This window comes from Argonema antarcticum A004/B2, assembly GCF_023333585.1.
GTDB lineage: Bacteria > Cyanobacteriota > Cyanobacteriia > Cyanobacteriales > Aerosakkonemataceae > Argonema > Argonema antarcticum.
The window spans coordinates 1-17,875 of sequence record NZ_JAIQZN010000127.1; the positions used below are offsets into that span (position 1 = coordinate 1).

At 45.4% G+C, this 17,875-nt stretch carries 14 protein-coding genes; 7 read left to right on the plus strand and 7 right to left on the minus strand.

The features are described 5' to 3' along the window. The first annotated feature begins 296 nt into the window (after positions 1 to 296). On the plus strand, positions 297 to 587 hold the full coding sequence (locus tag LAY57_RS31775) for a helix-turn-helix domain-containing protein (protein ID WP_249071187.1): 291 nt from the start codon (positions 297 to 299) through the stop codon (positions 585 to 587). Next, the gene (locus LAY57_RS31780) at positions 584 to 5,470 is read left to right on the plus strand and encodes a PAS domain S-box protein (RefSeq protein ID WP_249071188.1); all 4,887 of its coding nucleotides are present in this window, start codon (positions 584 to 586) and stop codon (positions 5,468 to 5,470) included. The genes LAY57_RS31775 and LAY57_RS31780 overlap by 4 nt, the downstream gene beginning before the upstream one ends. Before the next feature lie 277 nt (positions 5,471 to 5,747). Here the strand turns inward: LAY57_RS31780 and LAY57_RS31785 are convergent, their stop codons facing one another. Both LAY57_RS31785 and LAY57_RS31790 read right to left on the minus strand, forming a co-directional pair. After that, on the minus strand, positions 5,748 to 5,987 hold the full coding sequence (locus tag LAY57_RS31785; protein ID WP_249071189.1) for a hypothetical protein: 240 nt from the start codon (positions 5,985 to 5,987) through the stop codon (positions 5,748 to 5,750). An 11-nt stretch (positions 5,988 to 5,998) separates the two neighbouring features. After that, positions 5,999 to 6,283, minus strand: coding sequence for a hypothetical protein (locus LAY57_RS31790; RefSeq protein WP_249071190.1), 285 nt, complete (start codon positions 6,281 to 6,283; stop codon positions 5,999 to 6,001). A gap of 29 nt (positions 6,284 to 6,312) precedes the next feature. Between LAY57_RS31790 and LAY57_RS31795 the strand changes: the two genes are divergently transcribed. From LAY57_RS31795 to LAY57_RS36720, 3 genes are read left to right on the plus strand one after another with little or no spacing between them, the layout of a single operon-like run. After that, positions 6,313 to 6,486: a hypothetical protein gene (locus LAY57_RS31795; protein WP_249071191.1), complete on the plus strand. Its 174-nt coding sequence runs from the start codon at positions 6,313 to 6,315 to the stop codon at positions 6,484 to 6,486. A 28-nt stretch (positions 6,487 to 6,514) separates the two neighbouring features. Further along, positions 6,515 to 6,769, plus strand: a complete 255-nt coding sequence (locus tag LAY57_RS31800) for a hypothetical protein (protein WP_249071192.1) — start codon at positions 6,515 to 6,517, stop codon at positions 6,767 to 6,769. Further along, positions 6,769 to 7,023 carry a type II toxin-antitoxin system PemK/MazF family toxin gene (locus LAY57_RS36720; protein ID WP_420839167.1) on the plus strand — a complete coding sequence of 85 codons (255 nt, stop codon included), beginning with the start codon at positions 6,769 to 6,771 and terminating at the stop codon, positions 7,021 to 7,023. Before LAY57_RS31800 ends, LAY57_RS36720 begins: the two co-directional genes overlap by 1 nt. Before the next feature lie 25 nt (positions 7,024 to 7,048). Here LAY57_RS36720 and LAY57_RS31805 read toward each other — a convergent pair whose 3' ends face one another. The 3 genes from LAY57_RS31805 to LAY57_RS31815 form a co-directional block, all read right to left on the minus strand. Continuing rightward, entirely contained in the window at positions 7,049 to 8,059 is a 1,011-nt protein-coding gene (locus tag LAY57_RS31805; RefSeq protein WP_249071193.1) for an alpha/beta hydrolase, read from the minus strand. A 114-nt stretch (positions 8,060 to 8,173) separates the two neighbouring features. After that, positions 8,174 to 8,815 carry a beta-carboxysome protein CcmP gene (gene ccmP, locus LAY57_RS31810; RefSeq protein ID WP_249071194.1) on the minus strand — a complete coding sequence of 214 codons (642 nt, stop codon included), beginning with the start codon at positions 8,813 to 8,815 and terminating at the stop codon, positions 8,174 to 8,176. Positions 8,816 to 9,064: 249 nt separating this feature from the next. Next, on the minus strand, positions 9,065 to 9,961 hold the full coding sequence (locus tag LAY57_RS31815; protein WP_249071195.1) for a hydroxymethylglutaryl-CoA lyase-like TIM-barrel protein: 897 nt from the start codon (positions 9,959 to 9,961) through the stop codon (positions 9,065 to 9,067). A 74-nt stretch (positions 9,962 to 10,035) separates the two neighbouring features. On the opposite strand from LAY57_RS31815, the gene LAY57_RS31820 reads away from it, so the two are divergent. Continuing rightward, positions 10,036 to 10,506: a DUF4262 domain-containing protein gene (locus LAY57_RS31820; RefSeq protein ID WP_249071196.1), complete on the plus strand. Its 471-nt coding sequence runs from the start codon at positions 10,036 to 10,038 to the stop codon at positions 10,504 to 10,506. 49 nt (positions 10,507 to 10,555) lie between these two features. Here the strand turns inward: LAY57_RS31820 and LAY57_RS31825 are convergent, their stop codons facing one another. Further along, on the minus strand, positions 10,556 to 12,007 hold the full coding sequence (locus LAY57_RS31825) for an alpha/beta fold hydrolase (RefSeq protein WP_249071197.1): 1,452 nt from the start codon (positions 12,005 to 12,007) through the stop codon (positions 10,556 to 10,558). 225 nt (positions 12,008 to 12,232) lie between these two features. Here LAY57_RS31825 and LAY57_RS31830 point away from each other — a divergent pair, with 225 nt between their 5' ends. Continuing rightward, the gene (locus LAY57_RS31830; protein ID WP_249071198.1) at positions 12,233 to 16,036 is read left to right on the plus strand and encodes an adenylate/guanylate cyclase domain-containing protein; all 3,804 of its coding nucleotides are present in this window, start codon (positions 12,233 to 12,235) and stop codon (positions 16,034 to 16,036) included. Between the two features lie 208 nt (positions 16,037 to 16,244). Here LAY57_RS31830 and LAY57_RS31835 read toward each other — a convergent pair whose 3' ends face one another. Then, positions 16,245 to 17,603: a glycosyltransferase family 4 protein gene (locus tag LAY57_RS31835; RefSeq protein ID WP_420839168.1), complete on the minus strand. Its 1,359-nt coding sequence runs from the start codon at positions 17,601 to 17,603 to the stop codon at positions 16,245 to 16,247. Positions 17,604 to 17,875: the final 272 nt, after the last annotated feature.

The window sequence follows — 17,875 nt, forward strand, 5'->3', positions numbered from 1 at the left end:
GTGGCAGAGTGGGAGAGGCGAAAAGAAATAAAAATGTTCTTAGGTGAACAAAAGCATAGCAACTCCGAAAGAGCCAGTTGACTGTAAAATTAGATGCACAGCAGCTTAGGAGAGCATTCGGATTTATCCGACTGAAAACTATTTTCTTTAGTCCACTTAAGTGGACTTTCGCTGTTAGCCTGGGGTTTGAACCCCAGGCGGGCTATAAGCTATAACTCAAATCCATCTTGAGATAGATGACCGACCGGGACGATCGGTTAAAAGTCTTATAAAGAGCTTTATACCCGTTACTTCGGATGCCTCTGAAGATACAAAGGCTGAATGCGGAACAACCAGCGATCGCTAATTTGGTGCGAGAATTGCGGCAAGCGATGAAGTTGTCTCAGTCCAAGTTTGCCGATGAATTAGGGATGACTTTTCCCACGATTAATCGTTGGGAAAATGGACACGCTACGCCTTCGCCCTTGGCACTCAAGCAAATTTACATCTTGCTCTCGGAGCTAGCTAATTCGCCAGATGCAACGCTTCGCGAATGCAGTAAGGCACTGCGATCGCAATATTTTTCGGATTGGGAGGAGAAAGCGTGAGTTCTGAGGGAGTGAAAAGCATTTTCAGAGATGTCCGACTAGCTCCCTATGGTGTGGCGATCGCCTCCGTAGCGATCGCGCTGGGACTAACTCGATCGCTTTTACCCTGGCTCTATCCTACCACGATGCCCCTGTTTTTCATAGCGGTGATGGTGAGCGCTTGGTATGGCGGTTTGGGGGCTGGGTTGCTGGCAACAATTTTGTCTACGCTGGCAATCAATTATTTCTTTATTAAGCCATTCTATTCCTTAGACATCCACAATTTTGGGACGATCGTTCAGCTAAGTACGTTTGTAATGGCGGCAGTCGCGATCGCATCACTCACTCAATCGCGGCGCATAGCTCTCAAAAAAGCGAAAGCATCCTTGCAAACTTTACAGGCAGCAATGGAGGGAGAACAAGAGGCGCGGACACAGACGCAAACGGCGAAAGAACAGCTAGAAACGGTACTTTCTAGCATCAACGATGGATTTTACGTACTCGATCGCGATTGGTGTTTCACCTACATCAACGATCGCTATTGTGAAATGGTAGGAATGCAGCGATCGGCAATTCTGGGTCAGAACATTTGGGAGTTATTTCCCGCTGCCGTTGACACCGATGCTTACGTGCAGTTTCATCGGGCAATAAGCCAACAAACGCCGATCCAGTTTGATTATCTTTACTATCCTTGGAATTGTTGGCATGACCATCGAATTTACCCTTCACCCAGTGGACTGACTGTTTTGCTGGCGGATATTACCGATCGCAAACTTGCCGAACTCCTCTTAGTCGAACAGAAACGACTGCTAGAAGCGATCGCATCCGGGCAACCGCTAGACGACTGTCTTCAAGCATTGTGTGCTTCAGTATCCCGTCTCAATCCAGGTACCCAAGCCTGCTTTCTGTTGACAGATGCTCTAGGGCGGACTTTTGAGCGCTCCATCACTCCTGATTTTTTAGCATCTTTTGGTGCAGGAGCCGAGGGTTTGCCGATTAACGATTTGTGCATTGGCACTTGCGGGGAGGCAGTGTATCGGGGTCAGCCGATTACCTGCACCGACATTGCCAACGACGATCGCTGGTCGCAAGAATGGCGAGATTTATGCCTAGCTCATGGCATTCTAGCCTGTCATTCTAAGCCCGTGATGGGCATCGATCGTCTCCCTCTGGGATCGTTGATGCTGTGCTTCAACGAGGCGCGGATGCCGACAGATTGGGAATATCAACTGGCGGATTTCGGCACCCAAGTTGCTAGCATTGTGTTCGATCGCGATCGCTCGATCCAAGCCATGCGAGAAAGCGAAGAACGCTTGACCCTGGCAATTGAAGGGGCGGATATGGTGACTTGGGATACAGACTTGCAGACTGGTAAAACGATTTGGTCTGGCAATTCCTTCAGCCTTTTGGGATACGAACCCGTACCGAGTGGAGCAGCCACCCAGGAAATGTGGCAGAGCCGCGTCCATGCCGATGATTTAGCAAGAGTGATGCAGGCGTGGGAGATGGCTCAACGGGAGCGATCGCTCTACAACCCAGAATATCGAATTATTCGAGCCGACAACGGACAGATTGTTTGGGTAGCGGCAACCGGAAGATTCCTTTACAATGCAGCGGGAGAAGCGGTGCGGTTTGCCGGAGTTTGCTTTGATATCACCTCCCGCAAAGCCTCAGATGTGGAAATTCAAAGGCTATCCCTTGAACTCGCTCGACGAGTTGATGAACTGCAAACGATTCTGGATGCTCTCCCGGTGGGTGTGGCGATCGCGGACGATCCAGAGTGTAAGTTCATTCATGTCAACGGGTTTGGTCAGGCGATGTTGACCGTGCCGCCGGATGCTAACGTTTCTGCTACCGCAGATGTAGTTCGCCCCTTTCGGGAAACTCGCAACGGGGTAGACATTCCCGGAGAAGAATTGCCCATGCAATTGGCAGTAGCACGGGGTAGGGAAGTGCGAGATGTGGACATTAAAATGGTGCGATCGGATGGAGCAACCTTTGACTGGTGGGTGAATGCGGTGCCGTTATTTGACGAGCAAGGAGCAGTGCGGGGATGTGTTGGTGCTTTTATGGATATTACAGAACGCAAACGCATGGAAGCAGACTTGGCATTGAGCAACGATCGCTTCAATGCGGCAATGCGATCGGTCGAGGGTATCGTGTTTGAGTGGAACCTGCAAACCCAGACAGTCTACCGCTCTGAGGGGTTGTTTCAGTTGGTGGGAGTCCGCGCCCAAGATGCGCTGCCGACGCGGGAATGGTGGATAGAACGGGTGCATCCCGATGACATGAAGCGGATAGAGTCCAGGTTTCCGTCGATTCTGGGGAGTGGCGATCGCTATGAAAGCGAATATCGCGTGCGGCATGAAGCGGGTTACTGGGTAGAAGTATGGGAACGGGGCTATTTGCAGCGCAATCCGCAAGGAGAAGTGATTGGGCTCGTGGGTTTTACAACTGATATTAGCGATCGCAAACTTGCCGAAGCCGAATTGCGCGAGAGTGAGGCACGGTTCCGCACTCTGGCAGATAATATGTCTCAGTTTGCGTGGATGGCAGATGCAACTGGCTGGATTTTTTGGTACAACCACCGCTGGTTTGATTACACGGGTACGACGCTAGAGGAAATGCAGGGCTGGGGATGGCAGCAGGTGCATCACCCGGAACACATCGATCGCGTCATTGAGCATTTCCGCTCCAGTATTGAAGCGGGCGTAGACTGGGAAGATACTTTTCCACTTCGAGGCCGAGATGGAACCTACCGCTGGTTTTTGTCTCGCGCCGTGCCGATTAGAGATGGATCTGGACAAATTCTACGCTGGTTCGGCACTAATACTGATATTAGCGATCGCAAACAAGTTGAGGAAGCTCTGCGCCAAAGCGAATCTCGCCTGCGTCTGGTCTTTGAAAGCGCTAAAGATTATGCGATTTTCACCCTCGATCTGAATGGCATTATTGATAGTTGGAATTCGGGAGCAGAAAGGTTGTTAGGCTATGCTGAAACAGAAGCGATCGGCTGTCCGAGTCGGATAATTTTCACGTCCGAAGATAAGGAACAGGGACGAGCCAAAACTGAAATCCAAATTGCCTTAACACAAGGACGGGTAGAAAACGAACGTTGGCATATCCGCAAAGATGGGAGCCGTTTTTGGGCAAGTGGATTGATGATGCCTCTGTTGGACGAAGCAGGTAATCCACTAGGATTCGTCAACATTTTGCAGGATAAAACTGCACAAAAGCAAGCTAGCGATCGACTGGAATTGCTGTATGAAACTACTCGCGATCTGCTTTCGACAGAACAACCTCTGGCCATGATGCAGGCGCTATTTAGCAAACTCTCAGCGCAACTGGATATGCACTATTTTTACAACTTCATGGTGGAAGAAAAAGACAATCGGCAAATGCTGCATTTGCGAAACTATGAAGGCATTTCTGAGGAAGTAGCGCAGGCGATAGAATGGATTGAATTTGGCGAATATCTGTGCGGATTAGTGGCCCAAACGCGACAGCAACTTGTCTTGGATCGCGATCGACTTTCTACTCACCCCAATGCTCAAGCGATTTGCTCAATAGGTGCTACGGCTTATGCGGGTCAACCGTTAATCGCTCAGGGGCAGTTATTGGGTACACTTTCCTTTGCTAGTCTCACTCGCACGCACTTCACGGCGGCAGAAATTGAGTTTCTGCAATCGACTTGCGATCAGATCGCGATCGCTCTGGATCGGGCAAATCTAACCGCTTCCCTTCAGCAGCAAGCGGAACAGCTAAGACAGGCAAACCGGATTAAGGATGAGTTTTTGGCGGTGCTATCCCATGAGTTGCGATCGCCCCTGAATCCAATTCTCGGTTGGTCAAAAATGTTGCAAACGCGCAAACTGGATGAAACCAAAACCGCACAGGCGTTAGCAACGATCGAACGCAATGCCAGACTGCAAGCTGAACTGATTGAAGATTTGCTGGATGTTTCTCGCATCTTACAAGGCAAGCTCAGTCTTAATGTTTGTCCGGTGGATTTAGCTTTAACCGTCGCATCGGCGATCGAAACCGTTAGTTTGGCAGCACAAGCCAAAGCGATTGAAGTTAAAACAATATTGGATGCTGATATTGAGCGAGTTTTAGGAGATTCTAGCCGCTTGCAGCAAATCGTGTGGAACCTGGTTTCCAATGCGGTCAAATTCACCCCAGCAGGGGGGCGCGTTGAGGTGCGCTTAACTCGTGTGGGCGATCGCGCTCAAATTACAGTGACAGATACAGGAATTGGCATTAACCGAGAGTTTCTGCCCTACGTATTCGACTATTTCCGCCAAGAAGATGGGGCTACAACTCGCAAGTTTGGCGGATTGGGACTGGGGCTTGCGATCGTGCGTCATCTGGTCGAACTGCACGGCGGTACGGTTGAGGCAGACAGCCAGGGTGAGGGACAAGGGGCCACCTTTACAGTCAGGCTGCCTCTATCAAGGAAGGACAGCAAGCAAGAAAACTCTCAGGCACCACTTTCCGAAGGCTCCACAGCCAATAAACCCTTATCGGAGAGGCGGGTGCTGGTTGTCGATGATGAGCCGGACATGAGAGAGTTGATTTCCTTTTTACTAGAACAGGAAGGTGCAAAGGTAGTGACTGTTGCGACGGCTGTTGAAGCACTAACAGCACTGGCCCAGTTCCAACCAGACATATTGTTGAGCGATGTTGGGATGCCGGATCGGGATGGCTATATGTTGTTACGGCAAGTGAGGGCGTTATCCGATGAGGAGGGTGGGCAAGTTCCCGCGATCGCGCTTACTGCCTACGCCGGAGAGTTCGATCGGAAACAAGCGCTGCAAGCAGGGTTTCAACAACATCTGGCAAAGCCGATTGAGCCAGAAGTTTTAGTGAAGGCGATCGTCAGCTTGTTGAGGAGTAATCAATGAAGCACGAGTGAGGATGCGATCGCACTTTTGACCTCTGTGGGAAATGCGATCGCTCTTTGCTGTTAGATAGGAAAAAAAATTCCCCGCCTAATAGCTGAAGTCGGATTGATCCGACTAAATACATATTTTCTTTTATTCAGTCCACTTAAGTGGACTTTCGCTATTAGCCTGGGGTTTGAACCCCAGGCGGGCTGTCAGCGCAAGTGCAAGATTTGAGTAGACAAAAAAAGATGCGATCGCACCCACATCCCAAAAGCACGATGGTCTTAAACTTAAATTAACTCAAATCAATCGATTTTAGTTGCCCGTATTTGTCAAACTCAATTGTTACCATTCCGTAGGGGCAATCAGCTGTAATAGTTTTATTTTGCAATTCTTCATCAACTACTTTAGCAGCTAACTGAGGATCGTCAAATCGAATTTCCAGAAAATATCCTAAGTTTGGATTTGGCCTCGCATCTTCTGCACCTTTTTGTGCTAAAATTTCTTGGATTTCGGAAATATGAATTTTTGCCATCACCAGTACCTCTAGGTCAGTGGAATAAAGTCACCGCTAACAATGCGGTTTCTGACTAAATTTGTCCGAATTGGCCCTACTGAAATTATCCGCTTACTGTCTCCAGAAAGGGTAATTCTTAGAAGTCGGCCTTCTACTTCTTGGATTATATTAATATTGTTGCTGCGGGTGTCTAAGAAACGTTGTGCTGATGGGTTGTCTACTAAACGCAGTAGTTCATCTGTACTAAGTTTGCCAGCAAGACTCCCTAACCGCTCATCGTTTAATTGCTGAAATACGCGAGGATGTATATCCAACCAGTTTAATCTCTCCTTTACACCACATCTTGACTAACTATTATTCTATGCGATCGCACTCTCTAATTTCACAAACGCGATCCCATTTTCTAATTCAACAAGCACGATCGCACTCCCATCCCCTTTCATCGCGATATGCCTACGGCACGCTGAGCGAACGCACTCTCCAATTCAACAAAAGCGATCGCCACATCATGTTATAATCTAGTTAGAGTTTGTTGAGTTTGCATAATGACAACTAAAACAACAGAAATATTGAAAACACAATTGATCGAAATAATCTCTACCCTGTCCTTTTCAGAACAAGAGCAAGTTCTAAAATATGCTACTTCGTTGCATAAAAAACAATTATTTCAGGATTGGGATAGTATTTCTGATGAAGAAGCTGAGGCTATTAAAAATGAGTTTGCTTTATCAGATTTAGCTTTGTCGGAGGCAGTTTTAAAAAATTATTTACCCAATCTGGAAAAAGAGGATATACTTTAATGCGGGGAGATGTTTATTTAGCTGATTTGAATCCAAGTAGAGGTTCAGAACAAGCTGGCATACGACCAGTTATTCTGGTGCAAAGAAATACATTGGATCGCTTCACTACAACTGTAGTTGTTATTCCTATTACCAGTAATTTGCGACGCGCTAAAATACCAGGTACTATGGGCATAAAAGAAACCCGGTTTCTTGGAGAAACCGGGTTTCTGGGTGTTCAGTTTATTTACGCCCACCTACTTAGGTTATTCTAAACTCAGCTTTAATTTTGGCTTTTCTCTACTCATCCTCGTCAACAATGCTTTCCTTGTCTACCATTGTCATCATCAGGCGCAAATCAGGGCAAACCTGTTGAGCGATATTCAATTCTTCCACAACAGCATCGAAACTTTTTCCTGGCAGCATCTGATCAGCAATTTCCTTGATAATAAACCAAGGTAAATCGGTTTCCACATAAGCTTTCGTCAGAGTGATGAGTATATCCAGATATTCATTTCCCTCTAATTTTGTCATCATTGTATGAGGGATATCTAAGGATTTGTCGAAGCAGTAATACCAGGAGTTAGGCTGACGTTGCAGTACGGCTTCAAACAAATCGCGCTGTTCCTCAAGGTTGATGGCCCGATCGCTCTCACTACCCATAATCAACATGGGCGTAACCGGACTGTTTTCTACTCGCTCCATAATCTCTTCACCCATATCTAAAAACAGCCGCAATGCAGGGATCGAAAAACCTTCATAGCCAAAATTACCTGGATTATCTTTGTTGAGCCATTCATAATAAAAAGGGAGAATGGAAACGAGCCAATCTGTAATTTTGATACTGCTACTTAAGTAGGGAGCAAATAGTAGTGATTTTTCTATTTCTTCTGGACGTTCCAGAGCTAACCAAGCTGCTAAAGTGCCGCTAACCGAATATCCTCCGACTATTACCTGTTCTCCTAAAAGTTTAGCTTGTTCTAACCACTCAAGTACAAATTGTTGATAAACTTGAGCGTCTTCTGGCAGAGGAGGGGGATTATCGCCATTCCAATCTCCCGCAATACCATGACCGGGTAATAAGGGAGCTATTACATTGTAACCAGCCTGAAAAAATGCTTCTCCCAGCGGTTCAAACTGGTAGGGGCCAGCGGTAAATCCGTGCAAGAGAAGGCAAACTTTTGATGTGGGATGAGGGTGGAAAAAAAATTGCGATCGACACTTTTCGTTCCTGAGTGGCAGAGCATCTTCGCGAATTTTAGCTTGCTCAATAATCCCTGCTGTTGTGGTTGAGTAATTAGATTTTGTCATTTGTCAATAGTCATTTGCTAATTGTTCATTGTTCAGGCTCTTTCGGAGTTGTTATGCTTTTGTTCAAAAAAATAACATTTTTATTCTCCTGCTCCCCTGCCCCTCTGCCCCCGCTCATTCCTTCCGCCCATCCGTAGAATTGTCTCTCCCCGGCACACTTTCAATTGCCCCTAGCGCCGCTTTGGAAGCCGCCAAAATATCGCGTTCCGCTCCCCCCAAGTATACCCGTCCGAAGCTGCCGATCGGGTGAACATCTAAAATGTTAATCATCGCCCCTTTCTCTGCCTCGTTCGCCGCCAGTGCTGCATAAGCCGCAGGCTCAACTTCTAACACATAAAGCGTTTGCCCTGTCAGAATCATCTGTCCGCGCCGTCCGCGATTGATTAGTTGTGTTTGGTAGGAATCAATATTGCGAATAATCTGGCTAGAAATAACACGCGGTTTGATACAATCTTCTCTGCGGACTCCGATCGTCTCCAGTATCGCTTTACCAGCTGCTCGCGTCTCGCCTTGGGCGCTAGAATGTATTTCTAAAAGTCCGTAAAGTCGTTCAACAGCTAGCACCGCTGGACGTACAGAGGCGGATTTCAAGGCGACATCAGTAATGCGGTTAATTTCTATCCCCGGCGAGATTTCAATCCACAGCGACGTATCCCCCGGCAATGGCAAAAACCCTTGCGCCACCGTGCCTAAGTAAGCTGCGTACTGAGGCTGTAAGTTGTCTAGAAATACGTAACTGCGTAGTTCTATGCCCAAGGTTTTTATCTCCGTAGTTTAGTCGATCGCGAACAAGGTGCAATCTTTGAGTATATGATGTTTTGAAGTAATTGAAAAATCGATCGCTTGGGTTGCACTGGTGGTAGGCTAGAAAATTGCGATCGATCGGCAGGTACGTTGTTGCGCTTTAGCGCTCTTTTAGCTGGTAGGCTAGAAAATTGCGATCGATCCGCAGGTACGTAGTTGCGCTTTAGCGCAACTACGTACCCCGATAAACTCTCTAAAAAATCAATGATTTTTATTGGGTAATGCGTCGCCATTGCCCCAAGATAACGCCTGCTTTTTCTTTTCGATCCCGGTAATTTTACTAACTAATTTTGAGGCTTTTTTAATTAAAGATGTTTCAATTTCTATAGAAAAATCTTCCTGTTCTAAAACTCCCTCAACAATTGCTTCTAAATCGGCATTACCTTTTCTCGCACCCAAACCGTTGAGCGAACATTCGATCTGCCTAACCCCACAGTTTAATGCGATCAGGGAATTTTTAACCGCCATGCCTAAATCATCGTGGCAATGTACTGAAACAATGGCTCGATCGATATTGGGAACTCGGTTAAAAATACTGTGTAGAAGTTGGGCAAATTCTTCAGGTAAGAGCAATCCTAAGCTGTCAGGTATACTAACAGTAGTGGCTCCACTTTTGATGGCAACTTCTACCGCTCTACACAAAAAATCCGGTTCGCTTCTGGTAGCATCAAAAGCACTCCACTCTATATCATCGCAGTAATTTCTCGCTAATGAAACACTTTCCTTGATTGTGGCTAATACTTCTTCTTGACTGATTTTAAATTGATTTTTTAGATTGACTAATGTATAAGTATGAATTCTTCCTTTCGCCGCTGGTTTAATGGCTTTGGCAACGCTGAGGATTTCCTCTTTATTTGAGCTTGCCAGTCCGCAGATAGTAGATTTTTGAATTATTTTAGATATCTCGAATATTTCATCAAAATCTTTTTCATACTTCCCTGGATAACCAACTTCAATAACGTCTACGCCCATCTGTTCTAGCAGTTGGGCAATGCTAATTTTTTCGTGAATGTTCATTTGAATACCAGGGGTAAGTTCTCCATCACGCATGGTAGTATCAAAAATTACCACTTTGTGATGATTTTGTAAGATATTCATAGGAATATAATCTAGGCAAAGCTGAGAATTATGATTATACTAAAGAAGGCTGCTTTAGGCAAGGGGGATTAAAAATGAAATACCGTCACATCAATGACCCAGTAAAAAAGAAAATTGTTGATGATGTGGAAAGAGTAGGTTGGCACGTTATGGCTGTGGGTGCAGATCCAGAAACGATGAAACCTGGTTTTGCCTACTCGATCGGTTTATGGCATTCTTTCAAACATCCTGAGATTATTATGTTTGGATTGCCTTATCAAATTATGGGTCACATTATTAACGATATCGGCAGTTTCGTGAAAGCTGGTACACCTATAGTGACGGGTCAGCCATATTCGGATTTTATCGAAAACTACTCAATTATTTTTGAGACTGTAGCATCATATCAGCGTGTTGAGTTTTTGTGCTTTGCTGAATGGTTTTACGGTGACGATAATTCTTTTTCTGCTATACAATGTTTTTGGCCTGACAAGTCAGGTTATTTCCCTTGGGATGCCGAGTTTGATGATAAGTTAATTAGGTGTCAACCGTTGTTGTGCGGATGATCGAAAGCTGCGATCGCAAATTTAAAATCGGAAATCTGGAATTACTCTATTATGCAGCCAAAGGAAAAGCAGATGCGATCGTCCAACCAAAGAAAATAGCACTCCCAATGGCATAACTCCACGTTTCTTTAACTTGGCTAGCAGCAAATGAGAGAATGGCCATAATTGGGGGAAATAGCGGCAGTACGAGGAAGATGAAACCGAGTTGCGGTAAAAGGGAAAGCACTAAAAGCAAACCGCCGATTAGCATTGTAGTTTCCAACAGCCACCACGCTACTCGTTTAACTGGATCGGCGTTTTGTTGCGATATTCCTGATGCTAAAAACCAGGGAAAACAGGCTATAGATAAGAGGGGAACTAACTTTAAACGCGCTGGAATTAGCCACCATTGAAGCCATACTATTTGTGCGATCGCACCAAAAGCCATCCAAAGTATAGCAAAGAATAATAAGCCTATTCCTATTGCCAGAATTGTAGGGCGCGGCACACGCAACAGGATAATTAGCCAGATTGTACCAGCAACAAAAAACCAAATTCCTAATGCGCCGCCTACCATTAAGCCACCCAAATTTTGAATATTCGCTACGCGACTGATTAATGGAAGCACACTGCTGGCCAGAAGTGGGGCTAAAAGTAAACCGAAGTAGCTTTTTATTGGCAGCACTCTCGCCTCATGTTGGGTAGAATGCAAAGTAAGACTAGGCGCAATTGCTGCCAATAAAATCAACCATGCTAATAAGTGTAAACCATACCAAACCATCCGACGATCGACATAGTTGCTGTTATTTTGCACGCCAAAAGTAGCATCCAGCCATCTTCGCGCTGCTTGGTGACTGGCATCGCTAAAAAGAATGGTGATGTGTTCTACATTGGGTACGATTACCAGTTTTCGTCCCCGTCCCTGAGATAAGTTATTATTTTCTTCACCTGCTTTTTTAAGCAATTGCTGTGCATTATTTACGAAACCACCTTCCCAACTACCTGCTTGCAACTGGAGGTTACGCGGGGCAAAAGGCGTTACTGCTGCACCCGTTGGGGAAATCGCTACGGTAGCGGCGAAGCGGTTGCGATCGCGAATACCCGCTGACATCACTGCACCGCTGCCCATAGAATGGCCTAAAAGTGCCAAACGAGTCGAATCTACTTCTGGTTGTTCTAGGAGGGCGGCAGTAGCAATATCGAGGTCTTTTTGAAGTGAAAAACCCTCTAACGGTGCTGGATTAGCGCCATGTCCGCCGAAATCCCACAGCATCGCCGCGTATCCTGCGTGGGCCAAAACCTGCCCGTAGCCTAACATCAACTGCTTGGAACCTGCAAAGCCGTGCGCTATCAGCACACCTGGTATTTTCCCTGAAGGCTGTGGTGCAATATACAACATCGGCACTCCATTATGCCGGATCGATCGCACAACCAACCCACTTCGTGCCGCCGCCACACCCCACCAGGAAAGCGCAATCAGCAACAGGGCGATCGCCAGCAAAAATAAGCGCTGCTTTCTCATGTAAATTATCATACATTTTTGACCTTACAAGCTTACTTTTATCTGCTCCAGAGCGCGAACATTATCTTATATTAGGTGTACAGTGATGGTGTAGCTATTTATTTCAATCTATGTGAAAGTTGGGGTGTGTAATGTAAGTAGCAATTGACGTACAAGTCGGTTAGGTAATATAAACTGATGTTATTGAAAGCGTTAAACCGTCGAATTTCCAAGGCTTCCAAAAAGATGCCCCTGCATCTTGCCCTTGTAGTACCGTTCGTTCTGCAAATGGTGGGGGCGGTAGGACTGACGGGATATTTCTCATTTAAAAATGGAGAAGAAGCAGTTAACAAAGTTGCGGCCCAGTTTGGGAGACAGATTAGCGATCGCATTCAGCAGAATCTGCAAATATTCCTCGCTACACCTTATCAGATTAATCAAACTAACCAAAATCTTGTTACAGAAGGACTACTCAGCACAGAAAAGCTGCAAGCTTGGGAGAAATATCTATGGCGGCAAGTTCAGTCGTTTGATTATATCACATCTATTTCAGTAACGAATACTCAGGGAGATCGGATCGCTGGAGAATTCCTTGAAAATGGCACGAAGTTAATTAGTATCACCGAAAAACGCGCTGGAGAGAAATTTTATAATTCTTATATTTATAACACGAATAGCCAAGGCGATCGCACTACTCTTAGACAAGTTATCAAAAATGTTAACATTCCGAAAAAAAACTGGTATATAGATAGCATAAAAGCTGGCAAGCCAATGTGGAGCAAAGCTGATAAACCCAATCTATTTATAACTGCTACTCAACCGCTTTACAGCCGGGATGTATCTCAAGTGCGGGGTGTATTAAACACTTCACTACGGCTAGATTACATTGGTAAATTCTTAGAGAATCTAAAAATTGGTAAATCTGGACAAGCATTTATTATTGAAAGTTCGGGAAAGTTACTGGTAACTTCCACCAATGAGAAGCCATTCCGAATCGGGAACAATCAAACAAAACCTTTCAAGGCTGTTGATAGCAATAACCGCTTAACTCGATTGACCGCTAATTATTTAGCTACCAGGTTCGGAGACTTAAGCAAATTGCAAAGTCCGCAGCAGCTTGATTTTAAAATAGATGAACATAAACTTTATGTACAAGTTTTGCCACTGCGAGATAGCAAAGGCTTAGATTGGTTGATTGTGGTTGTTATTCCTAAATCTGATTTCATGGAAGAGATCGATATGAATACTTATACCACGATAGTGTTATGTATCGTAGCCTTGCTCGTAACTATACCGATCGGCATCCTTACATCTCGTTGGCTAGCTGAGCCAATTCTAACTTTAAATATGGCTGCTAAGACTATTGCTAAGGGGAATTTAGATGTGAGAGTAAATAGCGATCGCTCTGATATATTTGGGGAAATCGCTAATTCATTTAACAAGATGGCTAAACAGTTACAAGAGTCATTTGTATCTTTATCAATAACAAATCAAGAATTAGAAATTAGCGTAGCGAAGCGCACAGAGTCTCTTGCTGCTGCCAAGGCAGAACTGCAAGGAATATTGGCGGCAATGACTGAAATTATTTTAGTATTTGATGTGGCAGGTCGCTGTTTAAAAATTGTAGCAACCAATCCAAAACTTTTATATAAACCTGTTGAGGAACAATTAGGAAAAACCATACATGAAATTTTCACGGCAGAGCAAGCGGATACTTTTTTAAACCATATTCAAACAAGTATAAATACACAAATCCGAGTTAATTTTGAGTATAGTCTGACGATCGGACAGCAGAAACTTTGGTTCGACGCTTCGATTTCACCTATTTCGGAAACTTGCGCGATTTGGGTAGCGCTAGATATCACAGAGCGCAAGTTAATGGAGGAGAAAGTACGATCTTCTGAGACTAAAATACGCGCAGTATTTGAAGCAATGACTGATGTTGTATTGCTACTAGATATCCAAGGAAATATAGAAATTGTGCCAACGAATACGGCTCTTTTGTACGAACCAGACCTTGACGTAATCAGTTATACGATCGAACAATTTTTTGACGATCGAATATCTGAAACTTGGTGGCAGCAAATTCGGCGAGCTTTAGATGCAAAGCAGACAATAGAGTTCGATTATAGCCTCACAATAGACGGACGTGAAGTTTGGTTTGCCGCTAAAATTTCGCCCATGTTAAACGATACCGTTATTTGGGTGGCGCGGGATATCAGCGAACGCCAAGCCGCACTTCGCGAACTATCGCAAGCAGAAGAAGCCCTGCGCCAAAGTGAGGAACAGAATCGAGCTATTCTGGCGGGGCTTCCCGATTTAGTTGCACGCTGCAATAAAGATGGCTTTTATTTGGACTACAGATCGCCGCTAAACTTTAAAAGTTTAGTGAAAGACGATGCACCGATCGGCAAGAATGTATTTGAAGTATTACCGCCAGATACTGCACAACTCCTGATGGGATATATCGAACAAACACTGCAAATAGGTGAGGTGCAAATCTTCGATCAGCAAGTGACAATTGAGGGTATAGTTTATGACGAAGAAGTCAGAGTTGTGCCGAGCGAGCGGGATGAAGTATTAATAGTTGTCCGCGATCTTAGCACACTCAAACGGCTCGAAAAAGAGTTATCAAAATCTCAGCAATTCTTAGATAGCATCGTCGAAAGTATTCCTTTAGCATTGTTTGTCAAAGATGTGCAGGATAACTTTCGTTACGTACTCTGGAATCGCACTGCTGAGCGAGTCTATGCTATTCCTCGCGATCGGGCCGTCGGACACACCCTCTACGATTTGGTCGATCGAGAACTTGCCGAACAGTTGATCGCTCAAGATCGAGAAGCTATAGAAAAACGCGAATTAATTGTCCATGAAGAGATATTTGATAGTCAATACCAAGGACTTATTTGGCAGCGAGTGATGAAACTGCCCCTGATGAACGAGTCGGGAGAAGTGACTTACTTAATTTATATAGGCGAGGATATCACAGAGCGCAAGCGAGCAGAAGAAGCCCTCAGACAAAGTGAAGAACGCTGGCAGTTAGCGCTTAAAGGCAACAATGACGGTATCTTCGACTGGAACATCAAAACGAGTGAAATATTCTACTCCCCCCGATATAAAGAAATGCTGGGATATCTCGATGGCGAAATGAGAAATGACTATAATGAATGGGCTAGTCGTTTGCATCCAGATGATATTAACCGGGTAATGAAAACCCTCCTAGATCACCTAGATCGGAAAATCCCTTATTACACTGTCGAGTATCGCCAGCAGTGCAAGGACGGCTCCTATAAATGGATTTTGAGTCGGGGACAGGCACTATGGGATGAAGAGGGAAAGCCGGTGAGAATGGTGGGCTCGAATACCGATATCACGGAGCGCAAACAAGCAGAAGAAGCTTTGCGTATAGCACAAGAAAAGTCAGAAAGCTTATTGCTGAATATTTTGCCTAAAGCGATCGCAGACAGATTAAAACAAAATACCGCTGCAATAGCCGAACATTTTGAGGAAGCTACGATTCTGTTTGCCGATATTGTTGGCTTTACTCCTCTTTCTGCTAAAATGCCTCCTATAGAATTGGTCAACTTACTTAATGAGATTTTTTCTAACTTTGACGAACTTGCTGAAAAACACGGTTTAGAAAAAATTAAAACTATTGGGGATGCCTATATGGTGGTAGGCGGTTTGCCAGTGCCAAGAGATGACCATGCAGAAGCCATTGCAGAAATGGCACTGGATATGCAGACAAGCATTAACCGCTTTCGAGCCCAAAAAAACGAGCTATTACAAATTCGCATCGGCATTAATACAGGACAAGTGGTAGCGGGAGTAATTGGAATTAAAAAGTTTATCTACGATCTGTGGGGTGATACGGTTAATGTTGCTTCTCGAATGGAATCATCTGGACTACCGGGTAACATTCAAATCACATCTTCCACTTATGAGCTATTGCAGGATAAATATTGGTTTGAAAAAAGGGGGACGATCAAGATCAAAGGCAAAGGCGAAATGACTACCTATTTTCTTTTAGGTAGAAGGGCCGATCGGTAATTTATAGCTAGGGGCTAGGGGCTAGGGGCTAGGGGCTAGGGGCTAGGGGCTAGGGAAGAGGGAAGAGGGAAGAGGAGTAAGGGATGGAAGAAGCAGAAGTAAGAGTTGGAGTTGTCCTAACCGATGAAAATCCCCCTAAATCCCCCTTAAAAAGGGGGACTTTGAAAGAACACTGTTCCCCCGTTAAAAAGGGTGTGGAATGTGGGTTCTAAGCAACAGGAGTTGATATGGCTTGTTTTGTCACACTTTTTGCAGTAACCTTATGTCCGACTTGTGCAACAGATCTTTCCGAAGTGCGGGACAGGGGTGAATGGCTAAAGTGTTCGCCCATAATCGACTCAGCTAGCAAGCGGCGATACAGTTCGCTCAACTGAATTGCTACTCCCGTCCAGCTAAAATTCTGACGCACTCTTACCGACGCCTGTCGTCTCAGCTTTTGAGCCCACAATTCGTCTGCGAGGATGCGATCGATCGCCACAGCAAAAGCTCCAATATCTTGTGGAGGAACCAGCAAACCCGTTTCCTCCGGCACAACGGTGAACTTCAACCCGCCCACATTTGAGGCTACCACTGGCGTACCGCAAGCCATAGCTTCGATCGCCACCAATCCAAACGGTTCGTAGTGGCTGGGTATAACGCACACATCAGCAGCTGTGTAGTAGAGTGGCAGCAAGTCGTGTCCGACAGATCCCGTAAATAGGGTTTGCTCTGCCAATCCCATTTCTTGCACGATCTCCTCGATTCGTTCTTTTTCGCGCTCATCCGCACGCTCTGGATCGCTTCCTCCCGCAATTACGAGGCGGAGGTTTCCCTTCGTTCTCGCCTGCGTTTCGGCACAAGCTCGCACCATCGTTTCGATCCCCTTGCGAGGATCGAACCTTCCCACATAAAGCACGATTTGCTCATCCGGTTTGAAACCTAACTTAGCCCTGGCTTCATCTTTGGGCAGCACGCGGAAATTATCAATGTCTGTCCCGCAGGGAATCACTTCAACGCGCCCTTGCTGAGAAACTAACTGGCGCAAGTGATCGCGTTCTTGGGGACTGGTAGCAACAACGCAGTTTCCTTGCTCCAATATCCGCCGCTCAACTGCGAGTCGGGTAGAAGCGATCGCAGGTATTGTGCGAACAGATTGGTACTTCACCGCACCCAAGGAATGATAGGTGTGGACTACCTGAATGTTGCTCGATTTTTGCAACTGCAAGCCAATCCAAGCAGAAAGCCAGTAATTGGTATGAACTAGCGGATAATTAGTGCCTTCTTTGCTTTGAAACTTCTGGAATGCCTCTACAAATTGAGGCATATATTCAAACAGTCGATCTCGTGGAATAAAGCTTTCCGGCCCAGCTACTAGACGAATCGTGCGGCAGAACGGTGAATGCTGCACAATTCCAGGGTCGTTTGGGTTATTTTTGCGGGTGAACATATCCACCTGCCAACCCAATTTTGCCAAAGATTCTCCTACTTGGCGTACATAGATATTTTGCCCACCAGCTTCTTCTTTACCAACTTCGGCAGCTGGGTCAGCGTGATCTGAAATAAGTGCGATCGCTTGTCTGCCAGGTATAACTGGACGCTCGTAAATAAAAGGTGACTCTTTTGATGAATTAGAAAAATGATTTGAGGCTCTCTGAGCCATCGGCTGCCTACTTTCATGTAACATACCCAGACCTCAGTTGAGTTGATTTTTTTGTCAGTTGTCAGTTGTCAGTTGTCAGTTGTCAGTTGTCAGTTGTCAGTTGTCAGTTGTCAGTTGTCAGTTGTCAGTTGTCAGTTGTCAGTTGTCAGTTGTCAGTTGTCAGTTGTCAGTTGTCAGTTGTCAGTTGTCAGTTGTCAGTT

Excerpts from the sequence above, each read along its gene's own strand:
- LAY57_RS31775 (WP_249071187.1), top strand. The coding sequence starts at position 297 with ATGCCTCTGAAGATACAAAGGCTGAATGCGGAACAACCAGCGATCGCT.
- LAY57_RS31785 (WP_249071189.1), bottom strand. The coding sequence starts at position 5,987 with ATGGCAAAAATTCATATTTCCGAAATCCAAGAAATTTTAGCACAAAAA.
- LAY57_RS31800 (WP_249071192.1), top strand. The coding sequence starts at position 6,515 with ATGACAACTAAAACAACAGAAATATTGAAAACACAATTGATCGAAATA.
- LAY57_RS36720 (WP_420839167.1), top strand. The coding sequence starts at position 6,769 with ATGCGGGGAGATGTTTATTTAGCTGATTTGAATCCAAGTAGAGGTTCA.
- LAY57_RS31805 (WP_249071193.1), bottom strand. The coding sequence starts at position 8,059 with ATGACAAAATCTAATTACTCAACCACAACAGCAGGGATTATTGAGCAA.
- LAY57_RS31815 (WP_249071195.1), bottom strand. The coding sequence starts at position 9,961 with ATGAATATCTTACAAAATCATCACAAAGTGGTAATTTTTGATACTACC.
- LAY57_RS31820 (WP_249071196.1), top strand. The coding sequence starts at position 10,036 with ATGAAATACCGTCACATCAATGACCCAGTAAAAAAGAAAATTGTTGAT.
- LAY57_RS31825 (WP_249071197.1), bottom strand. The coding sequence starts at position 12,007 with ATGAGAAAGCAGCGCTTATTTTTGCTGGCGATCGCCCTGTTGCTGATT.
- LAY57_RS31830 (WP_249071198.1), top strand. The coding sequence starts at position 12,233 with ATGCCCCTGCATCTTGCCCTTGTAGTACCGTTCGTTCTGCAAATGGTG.